Source organism: Achromobacter spanius, from assembly GCF_029637605.1.
Classification (GTDB): Bacteria; Pseudomonadota; Gammaproteobacteria; order Burkholderiales; family Burkholderiaceae_B; genus Achromobacter; species Achromobacter spanius_E.
Map to the genome: position 1 here is coordinate 2,142,397 of NZ_CP121261.1, position 25,114 is coordinate 2,167,510.

22 protein-coding genes are annotated in these 25,114 nt (G+C 63.8%); 9 read left to right on the top strand and 13 right to left on the bottom strand.

Annotated features, from left to right (window positions below; genetic code table 11):
• The first annotated feature begins 42 nt into the window (after window positions 1-42).
• Together P8T11_RS09360 and P8T11_RS09365 are read left to right on the top strand one after the other, a co-directional pair.
• Window positions 43-528 carry an Lrp/AsnC family transcriptional regulator gene (locus P8T11_RS09360; RefSeq protein ID WP_268082200.1) on the top strand — a complete coding sequence of 162 codons (486 nt, stop codon included), beginning with the start codon at window positions 43-45 and terminating at the stop codon, window positions 526-528.
• 177 nt (window positions 529-705) lie between these two features.
• A complete protein-coding gene (locus P8T11_RS09365) occupies window positions 706-2,448 on the top strand; it encodes an ATP-binding cassette domain-containing protein (RefSeq protein WP_268082199.1) in 1,743 nt (580 codons plus the stop codon).
• Between the two features lie 929 nt (window positions 2,449-3,377).
• On the opposite strand, the gene P8T11_RS09370 is transcribed toward P8T11_RS09365, so the two are convergent.
• From P8T11_RS09370 to P8T11_RS09400, 7 genes are all read right to left on the bottom strand, one after another.
• Window positions 3,378-3,815, bottom strand: coding sequence for an acetyltransferase (locus tag P8T11_RS09370; protein WP_268082198.1), 438 nt, complete (start codon window positions 3,813-3,815; stop codon window positions 3,378-3,380).
• 14 nt (window positions 3,816-3,829) lie between these two features.
• Window positions 3,830-5,569: a peptidase M14 gene (locus P8T11_RS09375; RefSeq protein WP_268082197.1), complete on the bottom strand. Its 1,740-nt coding sequence runs from the start codon at window positions 5,567-5,569 to the stop codon at window positions 3,830-3,832.
• Between the two features lie 72 nt (window positions 5,570-5,641).
• A complete protein-coding gene (locus P8T11_RS09380) occupies window positions 5,642-6,511 on the bottom strand; it encodes an ABC transporter permease (protein WP_268082196.1) in 870 nt (289 codons plus the stop codon).
• Window positions 6,512-6,516: 5 nt separating this feature from the next.
• Window positions 6,517-7,440 (bottom strand): ABC transporter permease, encoded by a 924-nt coding sequence (locus P8T11_RS09385; protein WP_268082195.1) that lies wholly within the window; start codon window positions 7,438-7,440, stop codon window positions 6,517-6,519.
• A gap of 46 nt (window positions 7,441-7,486) precedes the next feature.
• Window positions 7,487-9,019, bottom strand: coding sequence for an ABC transporter substrate-binding protein (locus P8T11_RS09390; RefSeq protein WP_268082194.1), 1,533 nt, complete (start codon window positions 9,017-9,019; stop codon window positions 7,487-7,489).
• 54 nt (window positions 9,020-9,073) lie between these two features.
• Window positions 9,074-10,927 carry an ABC transporter ATP-binding protein gene (locus P8T11_RS09395; RefSeq protein ID WP_268082193.1) on the bottom strand — a complete coding sequence of 618 codons (1,854 nt, stop codon included), beginning with the start codon at window positions 10,925-10,927 and terminating at the stop codon, window positions 9,074-9,076.
• A gap of 9 nt (window positions 10,928-10,936) precedes the next feature.
• Window positions 10,937-11,449: a winged helix DNA-binding protein gene (locus P8T11_RS09400; RefSeq protein ID WP_268082192.1), complete on the bottom strand. Its 513-nt coding sequence runs from the start codon at window positions 11,447-11,449 to the stop codon at window positions 10,937-10,939.
• Window positions 11,450-11,731: 282 nt separating this feature from the next.
• Between P8T11_RS09400 and P8T11_RS09405 the strand changes: the two genes are divergently transcribed.
• The gene (locus P8T11_RS09405) at window positions 11,732-12,400 is read left to right on the top strand and encodes a class I SAM-dependent methyltransferase (protein WP_268082191.1); all 669 of its coding nucleotides are present in this window, start codon (window positions 11,732-11,734) and stop codon (window positions 12,398-12,400) included.
• 646 nt (window positions 12,401-13,046) lie between these two features.
• On the opposite strand, the gene P8T11_RS09410 is transcribed toward P8T11_RS09405, so the two are convergent.
• From P8T11_RS09410 to P8T11_RS09430, 5 genes are all read right to left on the bottom strand, one after another.
• A complete protein-coding gene (locus P8T11_RS09410; protein WP_268082190.1) occupies window positions 13,047-13,229 on the bottom strand; it encodes an oxidoreductase-like domain-containing protein in 183 nt (60 codons plus the stop codon).
• A 9-nt stretch (window positions 13,230-13,238) separates the two neighbouring features.
• The gene (locus tag P8T11_RS09415; RefSeq protein ID WP_347404735.1) at window positions 13,239-13,889 is read right to left on the bottom strand and encodes a GNAT family N-acetyltransferase; all 651 of its coding nucleotides are present in this window, start codon (window positions 13,887-13,889) and stop codon (window positions 13,239-13,241) included.
• A 100-nt stretch (window positions 13,890-13,989) separates the two neighbouring features.
• Window positions 13,990-15,333 (bottom strand): lytic murein transglycosylase, encoded by a 1,344-nt coding sequence (locus P8T11_RS09420; protein WP_268082188.1) that lies wholly within the window; start codon window positions 15,331-15,333, stop codon window positions 13,990-13,992.
• A 288-nt stretch (window positions 15,334-15,621) separates the two neighbouring features.
• A complete protein-coding gene (locus tag P8T11_RS09425; RefSeq protein ID WP_268082187.1) occupies window positions 15,622-15,984 on the bottom strand; it encodes a sel1 repeat family protein in 363 nt (120 codons plus the stop codon).
• A 93-nt stretch (window positions 15,985-16,077) separates the two neighbouring features.
• The gene (locus P8T11_RS09430) at window positions 16,078-16,725 is read right to left on the bottom strand and encodes a hypothetical protein (RefSeq protein ID WP_268082186.1); all 648 of its coding nucleotides are present in this window, start codon (window positions 16,723-16,725) and stop codon (window positions 16,078-16,080) included.
• Between the two features lie 230 nt (window positions 16,726-16,955).
• Here P8T11_RS09430 and P8T11_RS09435 point away from each other — a divergent pair, with 230 nt between their 5' ends.
• The 5 genes from P8T11_RS09435 to P8T11_RS09455 all read left to right on the top strand — a co-directional run bounded on the left by P8T11_RS09435 (window position 16,956) and on the right by P8T11_RS09455 (window position 22,364).
• On the top strand, window positions 16,956-17,891 hold the full coding sequence (locus tag P8T11_RS09435) for a LysR family transcriptional regulator (protein ID WP_268082185.1): 936 nt from the start codon (window positions 16,956-16,958) through the stop codon (window positions 17,889-17,891).
• Between the two features lie 76 nt (window positions 17,892-17,967).
• Window positions 17,968-18,918 carry an adenosine deaminase gene (locus P8T11_RS09440; protein WP_268082184.1) on the top strand — a complete coding sequence of 317 codons (951 nt, stop codon included), beginning with the start codon at window positions 17,968-17,970 and terminating at the stop codon, window positions 18,916-18,918.
• Between the two features lie 136 nt (window positions 18,919-19,054).
• Window positions 19,055-20,326, top strand: coding sequence for a carboxylesterase family protein (locus P8T11_RS09445; RefSeq protein ID WP_268082183.1), 1,272 nt, complete (start codon window positions 19,055-19,057; stop codon window positions 20,324-20,326).
• 75 nt (window positions 20,327-20,401) lie between these two features.
• Window positions 20,402-21,361: a Bug family tripartite tricarboxylate transporter substrate binding protein gene (locus P8T11_RS09450; protein ID WP_268082182.1), complete on the top strand. Its 960-nt coding sequence runs from the start codon at window positions 20,402-20,404 to the stop codon at window positions 21,359-21,361.
• 199 nt (window positions 21,362-21,560) lie between these two features.
• Window positions 21,561-22,364 (top strand): aspartate dehydrogenase, encoded by an 804-nt coding sequence (locus P8T11_RS09455; protein ID WP_268082181.1) that lies wholly within the window; start codon window positions 21,561-21,563, stop codon window positions 22,362-22,364.
• A gap of 6 nt (window positions 22,365-22,370) precedes the next feature.
• Here P8T11_RS09455 and P8T11_RS09460 read toward each other — a convergent pair whose 3' ends face one another.
• Complete coding sequence (locus P8T11_RS09460) at window positions 22,371-24,203, bottom strand: ABC transporter ATP-binding protein/permease (protein WP_268082180.1); 1,833 nt, start codon at window positions 24,201-24,203, stop codon at window positions 22,371-22,373.
• A gap of 159 nt (window positions 24,204-24,362) precedes the next feature.
• Here P8T11_RS09460 and P8T11_RS09465 point away from each other — a divergent pair, with 159 nt between their 5' ends.
• Window positions 24,363-25,100 (top strand): immunity 52 family protein, encoded by a 738-nt coding sequence (locus P8T11_RS09465; RefSeq protein ID WP_268082179.1) that lies wholly within the window; start codon window positions 24,363-24,365, stop codon window positions 25,098-25,100.
• Window positions 25,101-25,114: the final 14 nt, after the last annotated feature.

Sequence of the window (25,114 nt, forward strand, 5' to 3'; positions counted from 1 at the left end):
ACATCACCGTAATTTTGCGTAAATTAACGAATATTGGTTCATATGAACGATCAATTGGAAAAAATAGACAAGCTTGATCTAAGCATCATTGCTTGCCTGCAAAAAGACGGTTCGCTGTCGCAGCGCGAGCTGGCCGATCGGGTGGGCCTTTCGCAAAATGCCTGCTGGCGCCGGCTTCAGCGCCTGAATGCCTGCGGCATCATTCGCGGCACCCGGGCGGAAGTCAGCCTGGTGGCACTGGGGCTGGACCTGACCGTTTTCGTCATGATCCGCACCAGCCATCACGCCAAGGCCTGGGCCGACGGCTTCCGCCAGCACGTAGAACGCCTGCCCGAAGTGACGGAGTTCTACCGCATCGGCGGCGACTGGGATTACCTGATCAAGGTAGTATGCCGAGGCATGGCCGGCTATGACCGCTTCTATCAAAAGCTGATCACGGATTTTGAACTGTCGACGGTCACGGGTTTCTTCAGCATGGAAGCCATTATCGAAAACCGCCCGCCGGATCTTCGTCTGCTGGACACCTGATGCTGCCCGTCCGAAAACCGTCTTGCCGCGACAGCCGGGAACTTTGAAGCCCGATTCGGTTCGAAACCCCTCACCCTCACCGTGGAGACCCGCAAGGCCATGATTCTTTAAGCCCTCCTTCTGATCCCCCTTTGCCGCCCGCCGCGCAAAGCGTTTCATTATTTCGGAGAGCTATCCATGGCCCGGTCTTCCAGCGCGCCGCCTTCGGCGCAATCCCCGACGCATCCGTCCTTCGCCACGTCCCATTCAGTGGCGTCCCATGCCGTTGCGTCCCACTCCGTCCCGTCTGCCTTCCTCAGCTTGCAGCGCGTCCGCGTGGCGCTGCCCGACGGCCGCGTGCTGCTTGACGACGTCAGCCACGACTTCACCACCGCCCGCCACGGCGTCATCGGGCGCAACGGCGCGGGGAAATCGGTGCTGCTGCGAGTGATGCTTGGCGCCCTGCCCCCGCAATCCGGCCGCGTCGTGCGCCACGGGCACATGGCCCACGTGCCGCAGACGCCAAGCTGCTTCCCCGGCACCACCCTGGCCGATGTCGCGGGCCTGGGTGCCGTCGTCCGCGCCCTGTCCAACATCGAAGCGGGCAGCACAGATCGCGCCGATTTCGATCTGGCCGAAGACCATTGGCTGATCCATCACGACTGGGCGCGTATGCTTGCCGACGCCGGCCTGCCGGATTGGTCGCTCGCGCACCCTGCCCACGTAGCTAGCGGCGGTGAACTGACCCGCGTGGCCTTGGCAGGCGCGCTACTGCAAGGCGGCGACGGCCTGCTGCTGGACGAACCCACCAACCATCTGGACACCCGTGCGCGTGATTGGCTGATCGAAAAAATCAGCGCATGGCGCGGCGCGCTGATCGTCGTCAGCCACGACCGCCGCCTGCTGGACGCCATGGGCAATATTGTTGAGCTGGACGGCGGCTCGCTGAGCGGGCACGCCGGCAACTACAGTGCCTGGCGCGCCCAGCGGGACAGACAGGACGCTGCGGCCGACGCCGCCCTGGAGCACGCCCGCAACGAACGCGCAGCGGGCTTGCGCGCATTGCGGCAACAGCACGACGCGCAACAACAACGCAGCGCGCGCAATAGCCGCAACGCCCGCGAGACCAATCAAGCCCCGATCCTGCTTGGCGCAAAAAAAGCCAGTGCACAAGCTCATGCCGGGCGCGACCGATTGCGCCGCCTGCAAGCGGGCGCCGCGTTGGAAGACGCCGTCAGACAGGCCGCCTTGCGGGCACCCACGGCGCCGGGCGTGGCCTTGGCATTGCCCGACACCACGGTGCCCGCCGGACGGCGCGTCCTGCATCTGGAAGACGCCCGGCTTCCCTTTCCGGAACAGGCGCAACCGTTCAACTTGAGCCTGGCCGGCCCTTTTCGGTTGGCGATCCAAGGGCCAAATGGCTGCGGTAAAAGCACGCTGCTGGCGATGCTGGCGGGCGATCTGCCCCTCCTTTCTGGCCGCTGCGATGTGCGCGTGCCCACCGCCATGCTGGACCAACGCGCAAGCGCATTGCCCGCGCATGCGTCGCTACTGCAAACCTTGGACGCCCTGGGCTCGCCGCTGTCGCAGGGTGAGCTGCGTAGCCGCCTGGCCCTGCTGGGACTGGGCCCGCCCCTGGTTCAGGCGCCCGCCGCCACCTTGAGCGGCGGCGAACGCATCAAGGCCGCGCTGGCCGCCGCGCTCTGGCGCAAGCAGCCCGCGCAATTGCTGCTGCTGGACGAACCCACCAACCATCTGGACATGGCGTCGACGCAGGCGCTGGAAGACGCGCTGGCGCAGTATCCCGGCGCCATGGTGGTGGTGTCGCACGATGCGGTGTTTCTGGAACGGATCGGCCCCACGCATTGGTTGACGTCCAACGACGATGGCACTTGGGTACTACGCGAAGGCGAATCGGAAGCGGATCGTTCACCGGCCTGACGCGGCGCTTGGCAGTTCGGCGTGAAAGGCCTTTCGTGCTGGCGCCGGCAGATGGGTTACGCGCGTTGTCCGGGCGTGTTCTATTGACCGGTCGTTCGCGCTGCACCCATCCTACGATTGACGTGCAGGAGGCCGTAGGATGGGTGCGGCGCGCACGGCTACATAGAAGAACACAGACGCTCAACGCGCAAACCCATCAAGCAGCGCATCACAATGGCCGGGATCGATCAGATACCAAGGCCGGCCGATGGGTTACGCGCGTTGTCCGGGCGTGTTCTATTGACCGGTCGTTCGCGCTGCACCCATCCTACGATTGACGTGCAGGAGGCCGTAGGATGGGTGTGGCGCGCAGGGCTACATAGAAGAACACAGACGCTCAACGCGCAAACCCATCAAGCAGCGCATCCCAATGGCCGGGATCGATCAGATGCCAAGGCCGGCCGATGGGTTACGCGCGTTGTCCGGGCGTGTTCTATTGACCGGTCGTTCGCGCTGCACCCATCCTACGATTGACGTGCAGGAGGCCGTAGGATGGGTGTGGCGCGCAGGGCTACATAGAAGAACACAGACGCTCAACGCGCAAACCCATCAAGCAGCGCATCCCAATGGCCGGGATCGATCAGATGCCAAGGCCGGCCGATGGGTTACGCGCGTTGTCCGGGCGTGTTCTATTGACCGATCATTCGCGCTGCACCCATCCTACGATTGACGTGCAGGAGGCCGTAGGATGGGTGTGGCGCGCAGGGCTACATAGAAGAACACAGACGCTCAACGCGCAAACCCATCAAGCAGCGCATCCCAATGGCCGGGGTCGATAAGATGCCAAGGCCGGCCGATGGGTCACACGCCGCTCAACCCGTCAGGTTCATGTACACACTCAACCCGCCAGCTTCATACCCACACTCAACCCGCCAGCTTCATACCCACACTCAACCCGCAAGCTTCATATGCACGATCGGAAACGGGCGGCCGGCGTCGTCGTGGGCCGAGCGGCCGGTGTCGACGAAACCATAGTGTTTGTAAAACCCGTGTGCTTGCGGATTCTGTTCGTTCACGTCCACCAGCAGGGTGCCGTGCAGCGAGCGCGCGAAATTCAGCAGGCGGCGGCCGGCGCCTTTGCCGCGCTTGCTGGCGTCCACGAACAGCATTTCGACCTTGTTGCCTGATAGCCCCATGAAGCCGGCGATCTCGCCGTCGCCGTCCTCACAGACCCACACCCGCACCGACGGCAGATAGGTGTTGAGGATCTGCGGGTACATGGCCTGGATTTCCTTTTCCGTCAGGAAGGAATGCGTGGCGCGCACCGAGCGGAGCCAGATGTCCGCCAAAGCCAGGTCGTCGCCGTGGTTGCGTTCTCGGATATTCATGTTCTTGTTGGTGTTTACAGTCCCGAGCGATACAGGTCGGTCGCGGCCAGGACGGTTTCCATTTGCACAGTATGCGCGAAGACAAAGCGGTCGCCGTAGACGGTTTCATCCGGAAACTCGGAGATCAAAGCCAGCGGCAAATCCTCGCGATCCGTCTCCGTGATCTGTACCGGAATGCCGTTCATGACCTCGAAGCCGGTTTCCAGCGCATGCGCGTGAAAGAGTTCCAGTTGGCGGGCGTTGAATTCCACCAGCCCGGCCACCTTGTCGGCCAGGCGCGCGGTGACGCCTTTGATCAGCCGGTGCGCGCGTTCACGCCAGCCCGGATGATGGCGCAACACCAGGAAGAATCCCTTGGGTATGGTCCACAGCTCGAAATTGCGCGGCAGATAACCCGACAGGGGACGCGTCCACTCATGCGCGGGGTAGCCGTGCAGGTTGATGTGCAACTGTGCGCCGCTGATCGCCTGCGCCTGATGACGCGCGTCGCGTTCAAAGAACGGTGCATGTTCGCGGTAGGCGATGTCGTCGCCCAGCGCGCTGTAGCGCGAGGCGTGCAGCATGTGGCGCGGATGATGTTCGCGCAGGCGGTTGAACAGCGCGTAGCCGTCAGGGTTTTCGGCGGCGACCAGCGCAAAGTGCGCGTTGCCGCGTTCGGCCAGCGTCTGCGCCGCGCGCAGCGCGCCCACAATGCCCGACGTTTCATTGGCGTGCTGCGCGCCCGAGATGAAGACGGCCGGTCCGGGGCCGCGCACATACGTGCCCAGCACGGGGCGACCCTGGCGCGATACCGCCTGAAAGGCGTCGCCGCCAAACGCCGCCACACAGCCGGCGATCTGGGCAGCCGTCAACGGCTCGCGGCGTTGCGCCAGCGGCCCATCGGGTCGCGCGGGCGTAACCGGAGCGACGGGGGCAAACGGCTCTAGCGACATCTGCACACGCGCCGCGCCGTCATGGCGGCGGATGTCGGGAATGATCTGGCCCGGCTGCAAGCCACGGTCGCCCGACGGCCGGCCGGAGTGATGCTGAAAATGTTCCAGCAGCGTGAAGTACACGTCTTCGTGCAGGGCTTCAAAGGTGCTGACGATTTCTTCGTCCACCGGCAGCGCGAAGTCCATGCCGGGCAGGTCCACCCGAATTTCCAGGCGGTCGAAATAAGGCTCGTGCGCGCCCCAGGCATGGTTGCGCACGGTGTCGACGATGCTGCGGAACACTTGCTGGTATTCGGTGGCTTGGGCGCCGTCGGTCTGCGTCACGCCGTCGGCATCGCGCACGCGCAGCCAGCCGGTGGGCGACAGTTCCGGTGTGCCGTCTTGCGCGGCGCCCAGCACGTTGGGCGCGAAAACGCGCGACTCGACCGTGCGGCCATCAGCGTAGTTCAGGGTGACGTCATAGTGCAGGTCGGACCCGCCTTCCTGCATCACGACGCGCACGCCTTCCAGCAGCGCGACCAGCGGGTAGGCTTCCAGCGTAAAGCGCTTGGCCAGCGCGTGTTCGTGCAGCGGATAGCGCACCAGCGCCGACACCAGGCCTTCGCGATCGACTTCTTCCAGGAAGTAATGCAGCAACGGCTTGTAGGCGCTGCGAAAGCGCGCCGTGACGCCGGCCTGCGCCAGCCGCGCCTCTGCCGCGCGGCGCGCATCAACGCCTTCAAACAGCCAGCCTTCCACCACCGCGCCACGCCACACGGGCGCCAGGTAGGAATGGGTCCAGGCGTCCAGCGTGCGGTCAAATGATTTTTCAAGCAAAGACATGCTTTGGTTTCCTTCGGGGTTCTTGCGGCATCTGGCAAAGAGACAAATGCCCCTTGCGGGGCATCTGATCTTTTACACCTTTCCAGTGGGGTCCAGGCGGTCTCGCAACCAATCTCCCAGCAGATTAAGGCCCAGCACGGTCAGCATGATCGCCAGGCCGGGGAAGACGCTGACCCACCACGCGGTCTGCATGTAGGTGCGGCCATCGGCCAGCATGCCGCCCCAACTGGGAATCATCGGGTCCACGCCCAGGCCCAGGAAGGTCAGACTGCTTTCCAGCAGGATGTTGTTGGCCACGTTCAAGGTCATCAGGATGACCAGCGGACCCAGCAGGTTGGGCACGATGTGATGGCGAATCATGGCCAGGTCGCGCACGCCGAAGGCGCGGGCGGCCAGCACGAATTCGCGCTCACGCAGCGCCAGCACCTGGGCGCGCACCAGCCGCGCATACTGCACCCACTGCGAAACGATCATGAAGAAGATCACGTTGAACAGGCCGCCCCCCAGGATGGCGATGAACGTGATGGCCACCAGGATGAACGGCAGCGCCAGTTGCACGTCGGCAAAGCGCATGACGACCATGTCCCAGAAGCCGCGGTAGTAGCCCGCGATCAGGCCCATGACGATGCCCAGCAGCGCGCCGCCGATAACGGACGCGAAGCCCACCATCAGCGAGATCTTGCCGCCCACGATCACGCGGGCCAGCACGTCGCGGCCCAAGGGGTCGGTGCCGAAGGGATGCGCGGCCGACGCGAACGGCGCCATCAGGCGCGAGGCCAGGTCCATGGATTCGCCGCCGTCGGGGAACAGCCAGCCAGATGTCAGCACCAGCAGGATCATGGCGCCGGTGAGAATGGCGCCCAGCACGAATTCCAGCGAACGGTAGCGGCTGCGCGGCTTGACGGGCTTGGGCGTGGCGGCGATGGGGGAAGTTGTCTGCATAAGGCTCACCGCGTGCGGATACGGGGATCGACGATGCCGTAGGCAATGTCGACGATCAGGTTGACCAGGACGATGACGGCGGCCAGCACGGTGACCGTGCCTTGCAGCACCGGGTAGTCGCGGCCCGAAATGGCGTCAAACGCCAGCGTGCCGAGTCCGGGCCAGTTGAAGACCATTTCAATCACGACGATGCCGCCGATCAGGCCGCCGAACTGCAGGCCCAGATAGGTGATGAGCGGAATCGCGCAATTGCGCAGCGCGTGCTTGTACAGCACCACGCGCTCTTTCAGGCCCTTGCTGCGCGCCACCATGATGTATTGCGCCGACAGCGTTTCCAGCATGGTGGTGCGCACCAGGCGGATGTTGGTGGCGCTAAGAATGATGGCCATCGTCAGGGACGGCAGCACCAGGCTGGCCGGGCCGCTCCAGCCCGAAGGCGGCAGCAGCGGGAAGGTGATCGACAGCAGCAACACCAGCATCAGCGCCAGCCAGAAGTTGGGGAACGACAACCCCACCAGCGACAGGATGCGGATGGCCTGGTCCATGGGCTTGCCGCGCTTGATGGCGGCCTGGATGCCCAGCGGCAGCGAAATCAGAATCGACACGATCAGCGACGTGAACGCCAGCATCAGCGTGGCGGGCAAGGCGTCGCCGATCAGCTTGGACACCGACGTGCCGCCCATGAAGCTGCGGCCGAAATCGCCATGCAACAGGCCTTGCATGTACGACAGGTATTGCTCGTAAAAGGGGCGGTTCAGCCCCAGCGCCTGGCGAATGTTGGCCAGGTCTTGTTCGGTGACGCTGCCCGAACCCTGGCTGAGCATCAGCGCGGGGTCGCCGGTCAGGCGCACGGCATAGGAAACCAGCAGTGTCACGGCGACGATCACGAAGACCGCCTGCAACACGCGTTTGATGAGAAATCCGGTCATGAGGCGCCGCCCCGGTTTTCACCGGGGCGGATCGTTGGGTTGATGCTTACTCGACGGTCGCGTTGAGGAAACGGAAGCGGATGTCGCCCGGGACTTCCAGATTCTTCACGCGCTTGTTCACGCCCACGATCGTGTTCAGGCTGTACAGCGGCATTTCCAGCGCCTGATCGGCAACGTAGGTGGCAATTTCCTGCAGCATGGCTTCGCGCTTCTTCACGTCGTAGACGGCGCGTTGCGCTTCCAACATGCCATTCAGCTTGGCGTCGTTGTCATACGGGTTCCACTTCTGGCCCGTGTGATACATCAGGTACGCGGTGTTGTCGTAGTCGTACGTCCAGCCGCCCCACTGGTTCTGCCACATCTCGCCCGTCTTGCCACCCGGGATGATGTCGTTCAACAGCACGCCGGTTTCATACGGCTTGATAGTGGCGCGCACGCCCACGCCTTGCAGGTAGCCCGACACGGCCTGGGCCACTTCGCGGAAGTTCGAATCGCTGCCGCGCACGTCGATCTGCACGGTGGCGCCCGGCTTCACGCCGGCGGCGGCCAGCAGCTTCTTGGCTTCAGCGGGGTTGAACGGAAGGGGCTTTTGCTCGGGGTTGAAGCCGAAGGATTGCGGGCCCTGGAAGCTGGCGATGACCTTGGCCTGGCCCAGCAGCAACTGCTTGACGATGGCTTCGCGGTCGACCGCCATGATCAGCGCGCGGCGCACGTCGCGGTTTTGCGTGATGCCGCCCTTGGTGTTGTAGCGCAGCGCGAAAGCGACCGGGCCACCCGTCGAGATGACGTCGGCGTTGCCGGACTTCTTCACGGTCTCGATCAGGCCCAGCGGGATCAGCGTGGCGATGTCGATGCGGCCGGCTTGCAGCTCGGCCACTTGCGTGCCGGGCTCGCTGATGAAGCGGTACACGACCTTGTCCAGCTTGGGCTTGCCGCCCCAGTAGTCGTCGTTACGCGCCAGCGTCACGTTGACCTTGGGCTGGTAGCTTTCAAACTTGAACGGGCCGGTGCCGACCGGGTGCGTGTTGAAGTAGTCCTCGCCCTTTTCCTTGATGTACTTGGGCGGCACGATCATGGCGCCGTAGCCGGCCAGCTTGGTCAGCAGCACCGGATCGGGCTGCTTCAGGATGAAGTCGACGGTGTATTCGTCCACCACCTTGATCTCGCCGATGGAGTCGTAGTTGGACTTTTGCGGGCCCTTGGCGCCTTCCGCGCCCAGCAGGCGTTCAAACGTGAACTTCACGGCTTCGGCGTTGAAGGGCTCGCCGTTGTGGAACTTGACGCCTTCACGCAGCTTGAAGCGCAGGCGCTTGTTCTCGTCCAGGTATTCCCAACTGGTGGCCAGGCCCGGTTGCAGCTTCAGGTCGGCGCCGCGCATCGTCAGGCCGTCATACAGGTTGCCGCCCACCGAACCCCAGAAGGTCACGAAGGTGTCGATGGGATCCCAGCTACCCGGGTCCTGGTTGATGGCCACGCTGAGCGTGCCCGCGGCATGCGCGGTCGACAAGACGGCGGGCAGTGCGCCGCCCAGCGCCAGGGTCAGGGCGGTGGCGGTGAAGGTGGTGCGGAAGAATTGCATGGTCGCTCCAGGGACGGGAACTCGGATCACACCGAGAAAAAAAGGGGGCTGTCTCTACGCGGCGCGGGCCACCTGATGGCCGGGCGCGAATTCAGTCAGCGGAATAATGGCCGGTTCGTCGCCGACGCGGCGTACCGGGCTGGGGATTTCACCTTCGATCAGCGACGTGTCGATATGGCGGCCGGGCTCGGCCACCGGCACGGCAGCCAGCAGCTTGCGCGTGTAGGCATGCTGCGGCGATTCAAAGATCTGCCGGCGCGTGCCCAGTTCCACGATCTGGCCCAGGTACAGCACCGCCACGCGATGGCTCACCTTTTCCACCACCGCCATGTCGTGCGTGATGAACAGGTACGACAGGCCACGGTCTTTTTGCAGGTCCATCAGCAGGTTCAAGATCTGTGCCTGAATGGACACGTCCAGCGCCGACACGGATTCGTCGGCAATGATCAGCTTGGGGTTGCTGGCCAAGGCGCGCGCGATGCACACGCGCTGGCGCTGACCGCCCGAGAACTCATGCGGATAGCGCCTGGCGTGCTCGGGCTTCAAGCCCACTTGTTCAAGCAGCTCGCCCACGCGGCGGGCGATGGCGTCTTCGCCATGCAACAGGCCGTGCGTGCGGATGGGCTCGGCGATGCTGAATGCCACCGTCTTGCGCGGGTCCAGCGATGCGTAGGGGTCTTGGAAGATGTATTGGATTTCCTGGCGCAGGCGCTGACGGCCGGCGGCGTCCATCGAAAAAATGTCCTGGCCGTTGTAGCGCACCGCGCCCGAGGTCGGCGCCACCAGTTGCTGCAAGGTCTTGCCGATGGTGGACTTACCGCTGCCCGATTCGCCCACCAGCGCCAGCGTTTCGCCGGGGTAGACGTCAAAGCTGACCTCTTCCACCGCATGCACGCGGTGCGTGACGCGGCCGAACAGGTTGTGGCCGACGTCAAAGCGAGTGGTCAGTTTTTCCACGCGCAGCACGGGTTCGTCGTAGGTGGCGGTGTCTTGTTCGCGGGTGTCGCCCACTTCGCGCAGCGTGTCGCCGTCCAGCACGGTTTGCGGCGTGCGCAGCGGCAGATCGCGGCCGGTCAGGCTGCCCAGGCGCGGCACGGCGGCCAGCAGCGCGCGCGTGTAGGGATGCTTGGGCGCGTTGAAGATCTCGTCGACAGTACCTTGCTCGACCTTCTTGCCGCGCAGCATCACGACCACGTCGTCGGCCATCTCGGCCACCACGCCCATGTCGTGCGTGATGAAGATGACGGCGGTGCCCAGGTCGCGTTGCAACTCGCGGATGGTGTTCAGAATCTGCGCCTGGATGGTGACGTCCAGCGCGGTGGTGGGCTCGTCGGCGATCAACAGGCGCGGCTGGCACGACAGCGCCATCGCGATCATCACGCGCTGGCGCATGCCGCCCGACAACTGGTGCGGGTAGCGGTCCAGCAGTTGCTCGGCGTCCGGCAGGCGCACTTTTTCAAGCAGTTTGCGGGCTGACTGGCGCGCGGCAGAGCGCGACAGTTGCTGGTGCAGCATGATGGCTTCCACGATCTGGTCGCCGATGGTGAACACCGGGTTCAGCGACGTCATCGGTTCCTGGAAGATCATGGCGATGTCGTTGCCGCGTATGGCGCGCATCTGCTCGTCGGAGGCCTGGGTCAGGTCGGTTTCGCGGCCATCGTTGTCGCGAAACAGGATCTGGCCGGTGGCGATGCGGCCGTTGGAATAATCCGTCAGCCGCATGATGGCCATGGACGTCACCGACTTGCCCGACCCGGACTCGCCCACGATGGCCAGCGTCCTGCCCGGCTTGACGTCGAAGTCCAGGTTGTCGACGGCGCGGAACACGCCATTGTCGGTATTGAAGTCAACCGATACGCCGCGCACGGACAACAGCGGGGCGGGTGTAGAAACGGTGGTGCTAGACAACGTGGATTCTCACAGCGAGGTGGCGGCGCGGGCGGCTTGGTCGTACAGGCCCGAGAGGGCGCGCAAGGTGTTGGCCAATTGGTGGCTGGCCTCGTCCGCCGCGGGGGAGTCGATGAACGATTGGACGAGGCATTGCTCGCGCACTTCGGCGTAGCGCGCAATGGCGGCGGCGCCGGCGTCGGTGGTGGTGTAGATCACTTCCTTGCCCGTCTTGGCGCTTTGCACCACACCCAGCCGTTCCAGCTTTTTCAGCGAGTAGTTCACCAGGTGGGTGTCTTCAACGTTCAACGTGAAGCAGATGTCGGCCAGCTTCTTGCCGCGTCCACGGTGGAACACGTGGTTCAGCACCAGGATGTCCAGCGAAGTCAGGTCGGGCAGGCCGGCGCACGCCATGCAGCGCACCATCCAGCGATTGAAGGCGTGGGACGCGATGATCAGGCCGAATTCCACCTCGGACAACTGCGGGGCGGACGTGGCGAGATGGGCGGAAGAAACGATGGCGTCCCGGATGGAAGCAGACATGACAGGCGTGGGTGGGCACGGTTCGATGACAAAACGTTGGCGAATTATTGACGATTTGTTGTTATGGAGGCATTCGGGATAACCCTGGGAAATAAGCTTATGTGGCCGCCAGGCGCGATGTTTGCTGCCGTTTCCTAATGCCATCGATTTAGTAATCGTCTGGTTCAGATCAGGAATCGTCTGATTCTTCCCGGTCAGGCGCTCCCTATCATTTTTCAATCGCTTTGCTTCCGTCCGCGTCGAGCCGATCAGGACGCCAAGCTCTTGAAAATGAACCTATCAATGGAACAAGGGATGCGGAATCTGAACACGCTATTCAAGCGGGCACTGTTCAAGTTGTCTCCCAGAATCGCTGAACGCCTGAATATCGATTTCAGGCTTCGGGTGCCGAACCGCGTATTTCTCGAGGAATCGGTATTCGGATATCTGAATGAACTGGCCGCGGAATCGGACCACGATATCAAGACCTTGTTCGTGGGCATCGACAAGCACAACTGGCATTACCCCAGGCTATTGCTCTGCCAGTTTCACTCGCTGGATATCGAGTCCCGCAAGGCGGTCTACGGGCCACCGGACAGGCATTGGACAGGTAGCGCCACCAGGATGGCCGATCACTATGGCCCGAACGCTTTTGATGTGGTGGTGGCCAATGGGTTGCTGGGCTTCGGCATCAACAGCGCGCCGGATTTCAGGCGCTTGATCACGCAATGCGAACGGGTACTGAAGCCCGGCGGCCTGCTGGTGCTGGGCTATAACGACCGTCCTGATCGCGCGCCCTTTCCGGTTTTGCCCGTGGTGAGCGAGTTCTTTGAATTGTTCGTGCCACCCATTGCCGGCGTTGATCATCATCTTCACCGGGTTGACGACGCTTTTCAGCACGTTTTTGTATTTCTTAGAAAGCCAAGGGCGTTGGCATCCGATCGATCTCAACTATCGCGATACGCGGTGTGATGGGTTTGCGCGTTGAGCGTCCGCTTTCTTTTATATAGCCGTGCGCGCCACACCCATCCTACGGCCATCTGCATGCCAATCGTAGGATGGGTGCAGCGCGAACGACCGGTCAACAGAACACGCCAGGACAACGCGCGTAACCCATCGGCCGGCCTTGGCATCTGGTCGATCCCAACCATAGTGATGCGCTGCTTGATGGGTTTGCGCGTTGAGCGTCCGCTTTCTTTTATATAGCCGTGTGCGCCACACCCATCCTACCGCCATCTGCATGCCAATCGTAGGATGGGTGCAGCGCGAACGACCGGTCAACAGAACACTCCAGGACAACGCGCGTAACCCATCGGCCGGCCTTGGCATCTGGTCGATCCCAACCATAGTGATGCGCTGCTTGATGGGTTTGCGCGTTGAGCGTCCGTGTTCTTTTATATAGCCGTGCGCGCCACACCCATCCTACGGCCATCTGCATGCCAATCGTAGGATGGGTGCAGCGCGAACGACCGGTCAACAGAACACCCCAGGACAACGCGCGTAACCCATCAGCCGGCCTTGGCATCTGGTCGATCCCAACCATAGTGATGCGCTGCTTGATGGGTTTGCGCGTTGAGCGTCCGTGTTCTTTTATATAGCCGTGCGCGCCACACCCATCCTACGAACCTTCCGCTTCATGCCGTTTCCGCCACGCTTTCAAAGCCTGGCGGTAATTGTCCATGGCTTCGTCGTACATGTCGTACACGCAGGGGATGCAGCCGCTGTTGCAGCACTCTTCCGGCGCGGGGCGTTCGGGAGGGACCGGCTGGGGGTCGTCGTCGGGAATCTTGGTGGTACTCATAGCCGAATGTTAACGCCGTGGCTGTCGCGTGTTGTCGTCTGCGAGCCCCTGACGCGCCGGCCTCGTGTCGTCGTGCGCGGGGTCCTGTAGCACCCGCCAATCCGCGCGTCGGATCTCGTAGCGCACTTTCACCGTGTCGCCGTTGCCCGCCGCTTTGCTCACATAACGCATGCCGCTCTTTTCCAGCACGCGGCGTGACGCGGTGTTGGATTGGATTGCCACCCCGCACAGCACGTCGACCGGCAGCAGCTTGAACCCCAGCGTGATCAGCGCCCCTGAAATCTCCATGGCATAACCACGGCCCCAGCATTCCGGTTCAAACGCATAGGCAAGCTCAATGGCGCCCTGCTCGTCAGACACCGTGTACTTCAACCCCGCGCGTCCGGCCAGCCTGCCCATTTCCCGATCTTCCAGCACATACATGCCGTAGCCGTGGTCCATCCAATGGGCCTCGTTCTGCGCCAGGTACAGCCGGCTGGCGGCCGCGTCGCGCGTACCGCCCATCGTGGCCATCACATCGGCATTGGCGTGCATCTTCTCGATGAACGGCAGGTGCGCTTGGCTCATGCGCTGGGCGCGCAGCCGAGGTGTCAGGAAAACATCAGGAAAACCAGCGGACGACATGACATTCTTTACGCGGAAAGGACGGGGATCCATCATAGCGGCGCTAGGCCGCGTATGGCATCCGCCGCCCCATCATTGGCGAATGCCGCGCCGGTCAGACGCTGACATTCGCCTTGCCCAGATGCAGGCGGCAGACTTAGTTGGACGGGCGCGCACGCAACGCGTCGGGCTTGTCGGCGCGCAAGGCATCCAGGATGCGCTTGCCCACGCGACCGTCTTGCGGCAAGCCGCGGCGCTCTTGTTCGGCGCGCACGGCATCGCGGGTTTTTGCGCCGGGAATGCCGTCTGCTTCGCCCACGTCGTAGCCCCGTCCGTAAAGCGCCTCTTGCAATTCCTTGATCTCGGCACGCGACAGCCCCGGGTCATCGGTAGGCCAGGCGGCGATGATGCCCGGACGGCCCTGCAAGCGGTTCAACAACAGCGACACCGCCAGGCCGTAACGGCGCGACTGGTTGTAATGCAGGATGGCGTCGAAGTTGACCGTAGCCAGAAACACCGGCCCCTTGGCGCCGGTAGGCGCAAACAGATAGGCTTTTTCGTCGTTGCCCGACGGCAGCTTCAAGACCGAACCGTCACCCTGCTTCAAGCCGGCTTGCGCCCATTGCGCAATGGTGCGGCGGTCTTGCGAGCCCACGTATTCCGCGTCGGGTTCAGGCGGGATCGCGGCGGCCACGTCAGCCGGCACCCGCACTTCCACGACGGCAGGCAGGCCGTGCGTCCACTTGGCGCGGCGCTTGCGCAGGTGATTGGCGGTGGAGGCCAGCGCGTCGGGCAGCGAATGATAAAGGTCGATGCGGCCATCGCCATCACCGTCTGCCGCCAATTCATAGAAAGACGTCGGGATGAACTGCGTCATGCCGAACGCACCGCTCCAGGAGCCAACGAAGCTGTCGGCCGGCACGGTACCGTCACGCAATAGGCGCACCGACGCGTAGGCGTTCTTTTCCCACAGGGTCTTGTTTTCAGTGCAGGCGCGCGTCAGCCAGGCGTTCAGCACGTCGGTCTTGCCGACCTGCCGGCCATAGTTGGTTTCGATACCGAAGATGGCGACCAGCGTCGCGGGGTCCACCTGGTATTGCCGGCCAATGGCGGACAGTTGCGGCCCCGCCTTCTTCATCACGGCCAGACCATCGTTGACGCGCTCATCGTCCACGGTCTTGGCAATGTAGTCCCACCAGCTTTCGCGTCCTTCCGGCTGGCCCTTGGCGGACGCCACGGTCGTGGGCAGCAGCTTGGCGTTGGCGGTGTACTTGTCCCAATCCGCAACGGTCAGGCCATTGGCGGTGGCGCCGTTGCGCAATTTGGCGATACACGCCTTGGTGTCAAGCTCGGTCGGAATGATGACGGTGGGGGCTGCGGCGGCAGGGGTAGCAGTGGGAGCCGCCGACTTTGCCGCTTCCTGCGCGGCGACCACATCGTCAAAGCTGCGCTTGGGAGTCAAAGCCGGTTGCGGCTGTGCCGGCGCGGGCGTTGTCTGCACGCGCGATCCCGTGGCGGACGCGGGCGATTGCGCCTGAGCGGCGCCTGCGGCCGCGGCCGTGATGCACGCCGCAAGCACAACACGGGAAAGGGAATCGATTCGAGGGCGTGATGAACGCTGACGCATGGTATTCCTGAAAAATCGAAGTCAGCCCGGATCGTACCGCGACCGGCTGCTGAAATCGAACGCGCAGGTTCGAACCTGCAGCCAGTCGTAACGTTGCGCTACCTCTCCCTACTCAAGGCGACGCGTCGGAAGAACTCAGCCCGCGCGCCATCCCACGCACGCCTACCGAGCCGCTGCTTGCCCGCGCAATTGCGTCAGGCGCTCGATGGAAGCCTCATGGCCCTGGGCTGCGGCCGTCTCGTACCAGCGCAGCGCCTCTTTCATGTCCACCTGTTCCAGCATCAGGCCCTGCATGAACTGCGCCTCGGGGTTGCCGCGTTGCGCGTCTGCCAGCAAGGCTCGCAGCGCCTGGGCGTCCTCGCGGGGTGACTCGCCGTAGACGTGCGCGTTGCTGCCCACGGGGTCTTCGATCATCCCGCGTAGTGATGGCGGCGTGTGGGCGAACTGGTGGCGCCAGAACAATGCCACAAGCGCCGTGAACAGGATCAGGAGCAGGGTCGAGATAAACAGGTTTTTACGTGTCATGAGTCACTAGGCGGTAAGAGGTATCAGCGCGGGTATCAGCGCAGGTATCCGTGCAGGTATCCGTGCAGATACCGCACAGATATCTACGAAATTTCAGCGGACGACCGGCGCGAACCAGTATTGCGACACGCTGCTGTCGTTGGAATACCAGGGCAACAGGCCGATGCTGTCCGACTCGCGCTGCACGGTCACCAGCAGGCCGCCCGCTTGCGGACGGAATATTGCCACGTGGCGCGTGACGCCCATGGATTCATGCTGGCGCCAGTCGTGCCGCACGCTGACCCACAGCCGGCCTTGCGTGCAACCCGTATAGCGGCGGATGTCGTCGGGTAGATAGAACCCACCATCGCCGGACATGGCCGCCGGATCCGGGCCACCATCCAGCATGGGCAAGCGCGCTGCGGAACGCGCGCCCTGCCCGTCCAGGGCCAGCACGTTCCACCCCTTGCCGTCTGCCGACAGCGACACCGTCGCGGCGGGCGTCGAGCGCCATTCCGGCAAGACCGTGTCACGCATGCCCGGCAGCGCCAAGGGGTATAGGAAAAACGTGCGCAGGTCCTTCAGGGAGTACGAGGGTTCGCCCGAGCGGAACTCGCCCTGGGCGCGGTAGATACCGCCCAAGCCCGGGCATTGAGCCGGGTCCGACGCCAGCACCACCGGCGCTGCGCTCTTGAAAGACGGCCATTTCACCGACACCTCATCCACGCGGGAAACGCCGCAGCCGCTCAGGGCAAGCGCCATCAGCCCGGCCCCCGCATACAGGGCCGGCCGCCGCGCACGGGGTGAGTGAATGGCAGATAAGAATGGATTCATGTTGTGCCTTTCTTGCCGCCGCACACGCGGTCAACGCAGTGCGCGGCGCGGTGGGTTCGAGGCCTCGCTTGGCGACGAACTATATCTGAATCCCGCATCGCCGTTGCCAAGCGTTGCGGGGCGGAGAATAATCGGCACATCGCCACCGGCCGCTTCCCATGACACCGTTTCGAGGCAAACTCCGCATCCGGCACCTGGAAATCGTGCTGACCGTCTCCGAATTGGGCAACCTGTCCAAAGCGGCGGCGCAGTTGCACAGCACGCAATCGGGCTTGTCGCGCGCCATCGCTGAAATCGAAGAGTTGGTCGGCGCGCGCCTGTTCGAGCGCACCGCCAAGGGCACGACCTGCACGCCGCTGGGCGACGCCATGTGCCGCCATGCCCGCCTGCTGCTGACCGATTTCCGCAAGGCCGAGATTGATCTGGCCGCCGTGTCGCGTGGCGACGAAGGCAGCCTGACGGTCGGCTGTTTTTCCATGTTCGCGGGCTGGCCGGTGGCCGAAGCCGCGCGTTCGTTCCGGCAGGCTTATCCGCGCATCACGCTTACCATCGAGATCGGCACGCACGAGCGCCTGATCGAAGACCTGGACGCGGGCGCGTTGGACGTGCTGATCAGCCGTTTTTCGTCCACCGTCAATCCGCAGGTATACCGGTCCACCACCTTGCTGGAAGATCCCGTCGTGCTGGGCTGCGCCACGGATCATCCCTTGGCGGGGCTGCCGGACACCACGCTGGCCGACTACGTGGCTTACCCCTGGATTACCGCGTTGCCCGGCAGCCGCATCCGTGGCGAACTGGAAATGTCGCTGCGCCAGGCGGGTTTGGCAATTCCGGATATGATCGGCGCCCTGTCCCTGGAGTTCGGCCGCGAAATGCTGCTGGACGGGCACTACTTGTGGATGCTGCCCGGCAGCGTGGCCGCCGTCCGCCAGGCGCGCGGCGAACTCGTCGTGCTGCCCGCGCGCCCCGCCATCAAGAAATCGCCCCTGGCCGCGATCTGGCGGCGCGACCGCCCCAGCACCCGCCAGGCGCGCGCCTTTGCGGCGCACCTGGAGCAAGCCATCCAGGCGGATCAGATCGCGCTGGCCGCTTAGGGCACACGCTTAACCTCCGCGCTGAAGCCCTAGCGCTTAATCCTCATTGATCACGCCCCTTTTTATCGGAGCACCTATGTACGACTGGCTCAACGCACTGCCCAAGGCGGAACTGCACCTGCACCTGGAAGGCTCATTGGAACCCGAGCTGCTGTTCCAGTTGGCGCAACGCAACGGCGTGGCGCTGCCCTGGCCCGACATTGATGCCCTGCGCGGCGCCTACAACTACGGCAATCTTCAGGAATTCCTGGACCTGTATTACATGGGCGCAAACGTGTTGCGCACCGAACAGGACTTCTACGACCTGACCTGGGCCTATCTCCTGAAGTGCCGCGAGCAGAACGTCGTGCACACCGAACCTTTCTTCGACCCGCAAACGCATACCGACCGCGGCATTCCCTTCGCCGTCGTGCTGGAGGGCATCAGCCGGGCGCTGGAAGACGGGCGCAAGCAACTGGGCGTCTCCAGCGGATTGATCCTGAGTTTTCTGCGGCACCTGCCTGAAGAACAGGCCATGCGCACCCTGGACGAGGCCCTGCCCTACCGCGACGCCTTTGTCGCCGTCGGCCTGGACAGCAGTGAAATGGGCTTTCCGCCGCGTCTGTTCCAGCGCGTATTCGACCGCGCCCGCGCCGAAGGCCTGCCCGCCGTGGCGCACGCGGGCGAGGAAGGCCCGCCCGAATACATCTGGGAAGCGCTGGACCTGCTGAAGGTGCTGCGCATTGACCACGGCGTACGCGCCGCCGAAGACCCGAACCTGATCGCGCGCCTGATCGACGAACAGATCCCCCTGACCGTCTGTCCGCTGTCCAACACACGGCTGCGCGTGTTCGAACACATGCGCGATCACAACATCCTGGAGCTGTTGGAGGCGGGCGTGAAAGTCACGGTGAACTCCGACGACCCGGCTTACTTTGGCGGCTATGTGAACGAGAACTTCCATGCGCTGTATGAACATCTGGGCATGACGCAAGAGCAGGCCAAGGCGCTGGCGGACAACAGCTTGGACGCGCGAATCATGAAGTGAGGCGGTAGCCATGCGTATTCCGCATGGCATTGATCAAATCCGGCATGCCCTTCCTGCCCCGATCGTCCCTACCATTAAGCCTTCCGGCGACAGCGCCCTACGCGCCAGCCGCATCACAACAAGGCAAGGGGCAGATATGGGTCAACCCGTCCAGGCGGTGCTGCAAGCGGGCACGCTGACCGGCGTGCAGGAAGCCAGCGGCGTGTGCCGCTACAGCGCCATTCCCTATGCGCAGGCGCCCGTGGGCAGCCTGCGCTTTGCGCCGCCGCAGCCGCCCACGTGGCGCGGTAAGCGCGACGCCACCCGGCCGGGGCCGGTATCGCCACAACTGCCTTCGCGGCTGCGCGAGGCCATGGGCGATTTCGACACCCCGCAATCCGAAGACTGCCTGCACCTGACGGTGTGGACGCCCGCCGCGGACCAACAGCGTCGGCCGGTGGTCGTGTGGTTGCATGGCGGCGCGTGGCAAAGCGGCGGCGGCGCGCTGGACTGGTACGACGGGGCAGGCCTGGCGGCGCGCGGTGACCTGGTGGTCGTGGCCGTCAACTATCGCCTGGCCGCGTTGGGCTGGCTGTATGTGCCGGGGCAGACCGCCAACGTGGGCCTGCTGGACCAGGAGGCCGCCATTGATTGGGTGCTGGACAACATCCAGGACCTGGGCGGCGACCCCGAACGCATCACGGTCATGGGCCAATCGGCCGGCGCGTCGTCCATCTGCGCGATGTTGGCGCGCCGTCCGCGCTTCTCGCGCGCCATTCTGCAAAGCGCCGCGCTGGGTCGGGGGTTTCGTACCGCGTCCCAAGCCGAGACGCTGGGACGTGCCTTTCTACAGGCAGCCGACGCCGATACCCTGGACGCCGCGCGCGCGCTTCCCGTGTCCGCATTGCTGGCCGCGCAGCAGGCGCCCGCCGTGGCCGACGCGCTACGCGCCGAGGGCAGCAGCCGCAGCCAATTCGGCCCCGTCCTGGACGGGCAAGTGTTGCCGGAAGACATTGCGCCGGCACTGCGCCAGGCCGCGTCTCGCGCGGATGTGCTGGTGGCGTACACCCGCGACGAAATGGCCGCGTTTCCTGGCCACGCCGTGGATGCGGCCAGCAACAAGATGGGTGACGAGGTCTTCGGCGCGCCTTCCCGCCAGTGGGCGCAAGAGGCGCTTGCGCAAGGCCGCCTGGCCTGGCTGGCGCGCTTTGACGTGGCGCCTTCCACGCGCTTTGGCGCCTGCCACTGCATTGAATTGCCCTTCGTGTTCGGCACGCTGTCGGCCTTTGCCGATGCGCCCATGCTTGCCGGGCTGAGCCGGGGCGACGCTGAACAACTGGCCGCGCAGACCCAGCGGGCATGGATAGCGTTCATACGCGGCGAGGCGCCCGACTGGCCGATGGCGCCGCACCAGCAACTGCTGGCCTGAAAACTTGGGCGACGCAGCCAGGCGAATCGGCAAAGCAAAGCAAACAAACCAAGCAACAACAACAAGGGGAATTCCATGTTCAAGCAAACCGTACTGGCGCTTGCGCTGCTGGCGCCATTGGCCGTACAGACCGCGCAGGCCACCTATCCCGACAAGGCGGTGAAGATCATCGTGTCCAATCCGCCGGGTGGGCCAGTGGACGTGATGCTGCGTGTCCTGGCCAGCAAGCTTGGCACCGCCTGGGGCCAGCCCGTGGTGGTGGAGAACCGCCCCGGCGCGTCCGGCATCATCAGCACCAGCGCGCTGGTCAAGTCCGCGCCCGACGGCTACACGCTGGGCATGGTGGTGGCCTCGTCCGTCACCATCGTGCCCTTCGCGGTGGAGAGCCTGCCCTTCGATACCGAGAAAGACCTGCAACCCATTTCATTGGTGGCGCGTACGCCGTTCATTTTCATCGTGCCCAAGGACAGCCCCATCAAGACCTGGGACGACTTCGTGCGCGAGAGCAAAACGCGCAGCTTGAGCGTGGGTTCGTTCTCGATCGGCACCGCATTTCACCTGGTGTGGGAACAGACCGCGCGGCGCGCGGGGATCACGGCGTTGTACGTGCCGTCGTCATCCTCGGGCAAGACGCAAAATGACCTGATCGGCGGCCAGCTCGATGTGGGGCTGGATGCCCCTTCCAGTTCCAAGGGATTGATCGACAGCGGCCGGCTGCGCGCCTTGGCCATCACCAGCCCGCAACGGTTTGGCGGCTTGCCCGACACGCCGACGCTGAAGGAATCCGGCTTGAAGGACTACGCGCCGCAACCCTGGATTGGTCTGATGGCGCCTGCCGGCGTGCCGAAGGATCGCGTGGCGCTGATTCAGAAAACCGTGTCCGACATCCTGAAGCAGCCCGAGATGCGCGCGCAAATGGAAACGTTGGGGATGATACCGATCGGCAGTACGCCGGAAGAACTCGCGGCCACGATCAAGGCGGATCGCGCCGACATGGCGCCCCTGATCAAGGAGTTGGGAATCAAATTGCAGTAGCGCTTTCCTTGCGATAGTGCCTTGCTGCCATCCCGCATTGACGCCCGGCCTGGGCCTGGATACATTGGCCGGCAACCCTGCGCCATCGACATCGATGGCGTTGCCTTTTTACCCCGTGTGCGTGTGCGTTTGCGTTTGCGTTTGCCTACGAGCGTGCGTTTGCGCCGCGGGGCCAATCCGCATCAACCCAGGAATTTCCATGAACAGCTACCGCGTCGGCATCGCCGGCTTCGGCGCCATCGGCCAGGCCGTGGCGCAATCCCTGGATGCCGGGCTACCCGGCCTGACCCTTGCCGCCGTTGCGGTGCGCGACCCCAAGGCCCCGCCCGACTTTGCGTGGACCCAGGCAGCACCGGTCTTCACCACCATCGACGCGCTGCACGAGCATTGCGATGTGGTGGTGGAATGCGCGCCCGCCTCGGTGTTTCGCAACATTGCCGAACCCGTGCTGCGCGCCGGCAAGAAGATGGTGGTGCTGAGTTCCGGCGCGCTGCTGCAAAACGATGACCTGATCGAACTCGCCCGCCAGCACCATGGGCAGATCCTGGTGCCGTCGGGCGCCATCCTGGGGCTGGACGCCATCACTGCCGCGGCCGAAGGTGTCATCCACTCCGTCACGATGATGACGCGCAAGCCGCCGCGCGGCCTGATGGGCGCCCCCTACCTGATCGACAACAACATCAATCTTGAAGGCCTTGCCGAACCGCGCCTGATCTTCCGGGGATCGCCGCGCGAAGCCGCCACGGGCTTTCCGGCCAATTTGAACGTGGCGGTCAGCGTGTCGTTGGCGGGCATCGGGCCCGACAAGACCACGCTGGAAATCTGGGCCGACCCGTCCTTGGAACGCAACGTGCACCGCGTGGAAGTCGTGTCCGATGCCGCCATGTTCTCGATGGAAATCCAGAACATTCCATCCGCCAACCCCAAGACCGGCCGCATCACCGCGCAAAGCGTCATCTCGGCCTTGCGCAAGCTGACCGGGCCGTTGCGCGTGGGGACCTGAGCCGAATCACGCCGCCTCGCGCAGCGCGGCCTCGTCCTGCGGCGGCGCAATCGGGCCCGTCGTCCACCCTCCGGCGCCATCCAGAGCCAGCCGATGCGTATGGAACGGGTCGAGCGTGCTGCGATGCCCCACGCTGACCAGCATGCACTCAGGCAAGGCGCTGCGCAGCAGACCGTACAGCATGTGCTCCAGCCCTTCGTCCGTGGCGGACGTGGCTTCATCCAGGAACACGATGGCCGGGCGGTTGAACAGCACGCGCGCGAAGGCCACGCGCTGCTGCTCACCAATCGACAGGATGCGCGACCAATCCGCTACCTCGTCCAGCCGTTGGCTCAGATGCCCCAGGTTGACCAGTCGCAGCGCATCCGCCACCCGCGCCTCGTCTTGCGGCAGCGCTTGGCCCGGATAGGCCACCGCGCTGCGCAGGTCACCCAGCGGCAGGTAGGGCCGCTGCGACAGGAACAAGGCCGACGTTCCCTCCGGCCGCCGCACGTGGCCTTGCGCATAGGGCCACAGCCCCGCTAGCGCACGCAACAAGGTGGTCTTGCCGCTACCGGACGGCCCCTTGATCAGCAGGGTCTGCCCCGGACGCAAACGCAGGTTCAAGCCCTGCAGCAAGGCGTGGCCGTCGGGCCGCCTGACCGTCACGCCATTGATGTCCAGGCCATCGGGCAAGGGTTCCGTATGCACCGAGGGCAGCGCACGGGCAGCTTCGTTGGCGTCCAGAAAGCCATTCAGCCGGTCCAGCGTGGCGCGGTACTGCGCGAAGCTGTCGTAAGACGTACGAAAGAACGACAGCGCGTCCTGCACCTGCCCGAACGCCTGTGAGGTTTGGATGACGTCGCCCAGCTTGATTGCCCCGCTGAAAAAACGCGGCGCTTGCAGGATGAAGGGAAACACCACCGCCACCTGGCTTACCGACAGGTTGAAGCCGTCGAACTTCAGGCCCCGATAGACGCGCGCCCACAGGTTGGCGATGTAGGCGGTAAAGCGCGTCCACAAGTTGCCGCGCTCAACCGCTTCGCCTTGGTAAAACGCCACGTTTTCAGCGTTCTCGCGCAGCCTCACCAGCGCATAGCGGAAGTTGGCGGTCAGCCGTTCAGACAGGAAATTCAGCTTGATCAGCGGCCGGCCGATCTTGAAGGCGAACCACGTGGCGACGATGACGTACAGGAACACCACGAACACCATGGCACGCGGAATTTCCACGCCCGCCACCATCAAGGGGCCGGACAAGCCCCACAAGATGCCGGTGAACGCCACCAAGGACACAATCGCGCTCAACGCGCCGATGGCAAGCGTGCGCGACCCGGTCACGAACATCGAGATGTCTTGTTCGATACGTTGGTCGGGGTTGTCCACGGGCTCATCCACGAAGTGGCCCCGGTAGTACGCGCCCGCGCCCAACCAGTCCCGCGTGAGGCGGTCGTTAAGCCACACGCGCCAATGGATGTCGAAGGCCTGTCCCACGTAGCTGTCGGCCAGCGTGCGCACCACGTGCACACAGGCCAGCACCGAAAAAATGCCCAGAAAGCGCCAGAACGCGGTCTGGTCCAGCGCTTGCAGCGCGCTGTAAAAGCCGTTGTACCAAAACGAGAACAGCACCGTCATGCGCACGGCGGCCATGGCCAACAGCAGCAGCAAGGCCAGCGTCAGCAAGGGCCGCCAACTGCGCCGGGGCGTCAGATACGGCCAGGCCAGGCGCCAGAATTTGCGCCCCCAATCGGTCGTGCGCGCCAGCACCACGGCCACCACCGCCAGCACCACCGCCGTGATGCCAAACGCGCTCGCCAGCCAGATGGCACTGTCCACCAATTGCTGCTGCCAGTTCAGATCCATCGACACGCCCCTATCAACACCGATCCTGGTTAGACGGGGACTTTGTGCCGGGTTCCACGAAAAATGCGGTCTTAAGCGTCGCTTAAGCGTTCTGGCTGGGTAAGTGAAGGCGGTTTGAAAGGATGGGGATCTTCGGGAATTGGTAAGGCACTGCCATGGATGAGCCGTTTAATATCGGACATGCTCATCACATGCCAATTTAAAGACCCAACGCATCAGTCTGGCGATTTTGCGGAAATGCTGCGTCGAATGCACATCATCACGAAGCTACTGGCGCAGAAGTCAGAGGGGTTGACGCAGTGGTTCTCGCAGGGTGAGTCCATTGACGATGCCAGGTTGTATCCAGCCTTCGACGGTGCCGAAGCATCGACCGCATTGCTCGCGGTTTTGAATCAGGAATATCGGCTTGATAAGTCGTTTACTGCTATTTCGATCTGGAATGGGGCTGACGAGCAACGCGACAGCGTGGTCCTGGAGCTGCAAGGCAACAATCGGAACAGACCATGTAGCCTTACCATCTCCTACCACAAACGCCGCGATGACCGCTTCGGCGGTGCGGACTCGGTAAAGGACATCGTGACAACGATGGCTCACTTATTTTCCGCCCAGTATATTTCCGTCTCTCCACGCTATTACGACGAGAAGCAAGTCTTCGACGACAAGCCTGGCGTAGGCTGGATGCTGTACCTGCCCCAAGTAATCACCGCCAATCAGGTTCCAGAAGCCCAGGCTCTGATCCCAGTCCCGGCTGCCGGAAAGAAGCAGACCGGGACCATCATCGTCAGCGTATCGGATGAAGTCTTTTCGCTGGATAATCCCCGTCACGTCGAGTCGGCGAACCATATCGAGATGCGCCTGGTGGACCAGGATTTGTTGCCACGCTACGCAGACCTATAGTTCTTGGTTCATGC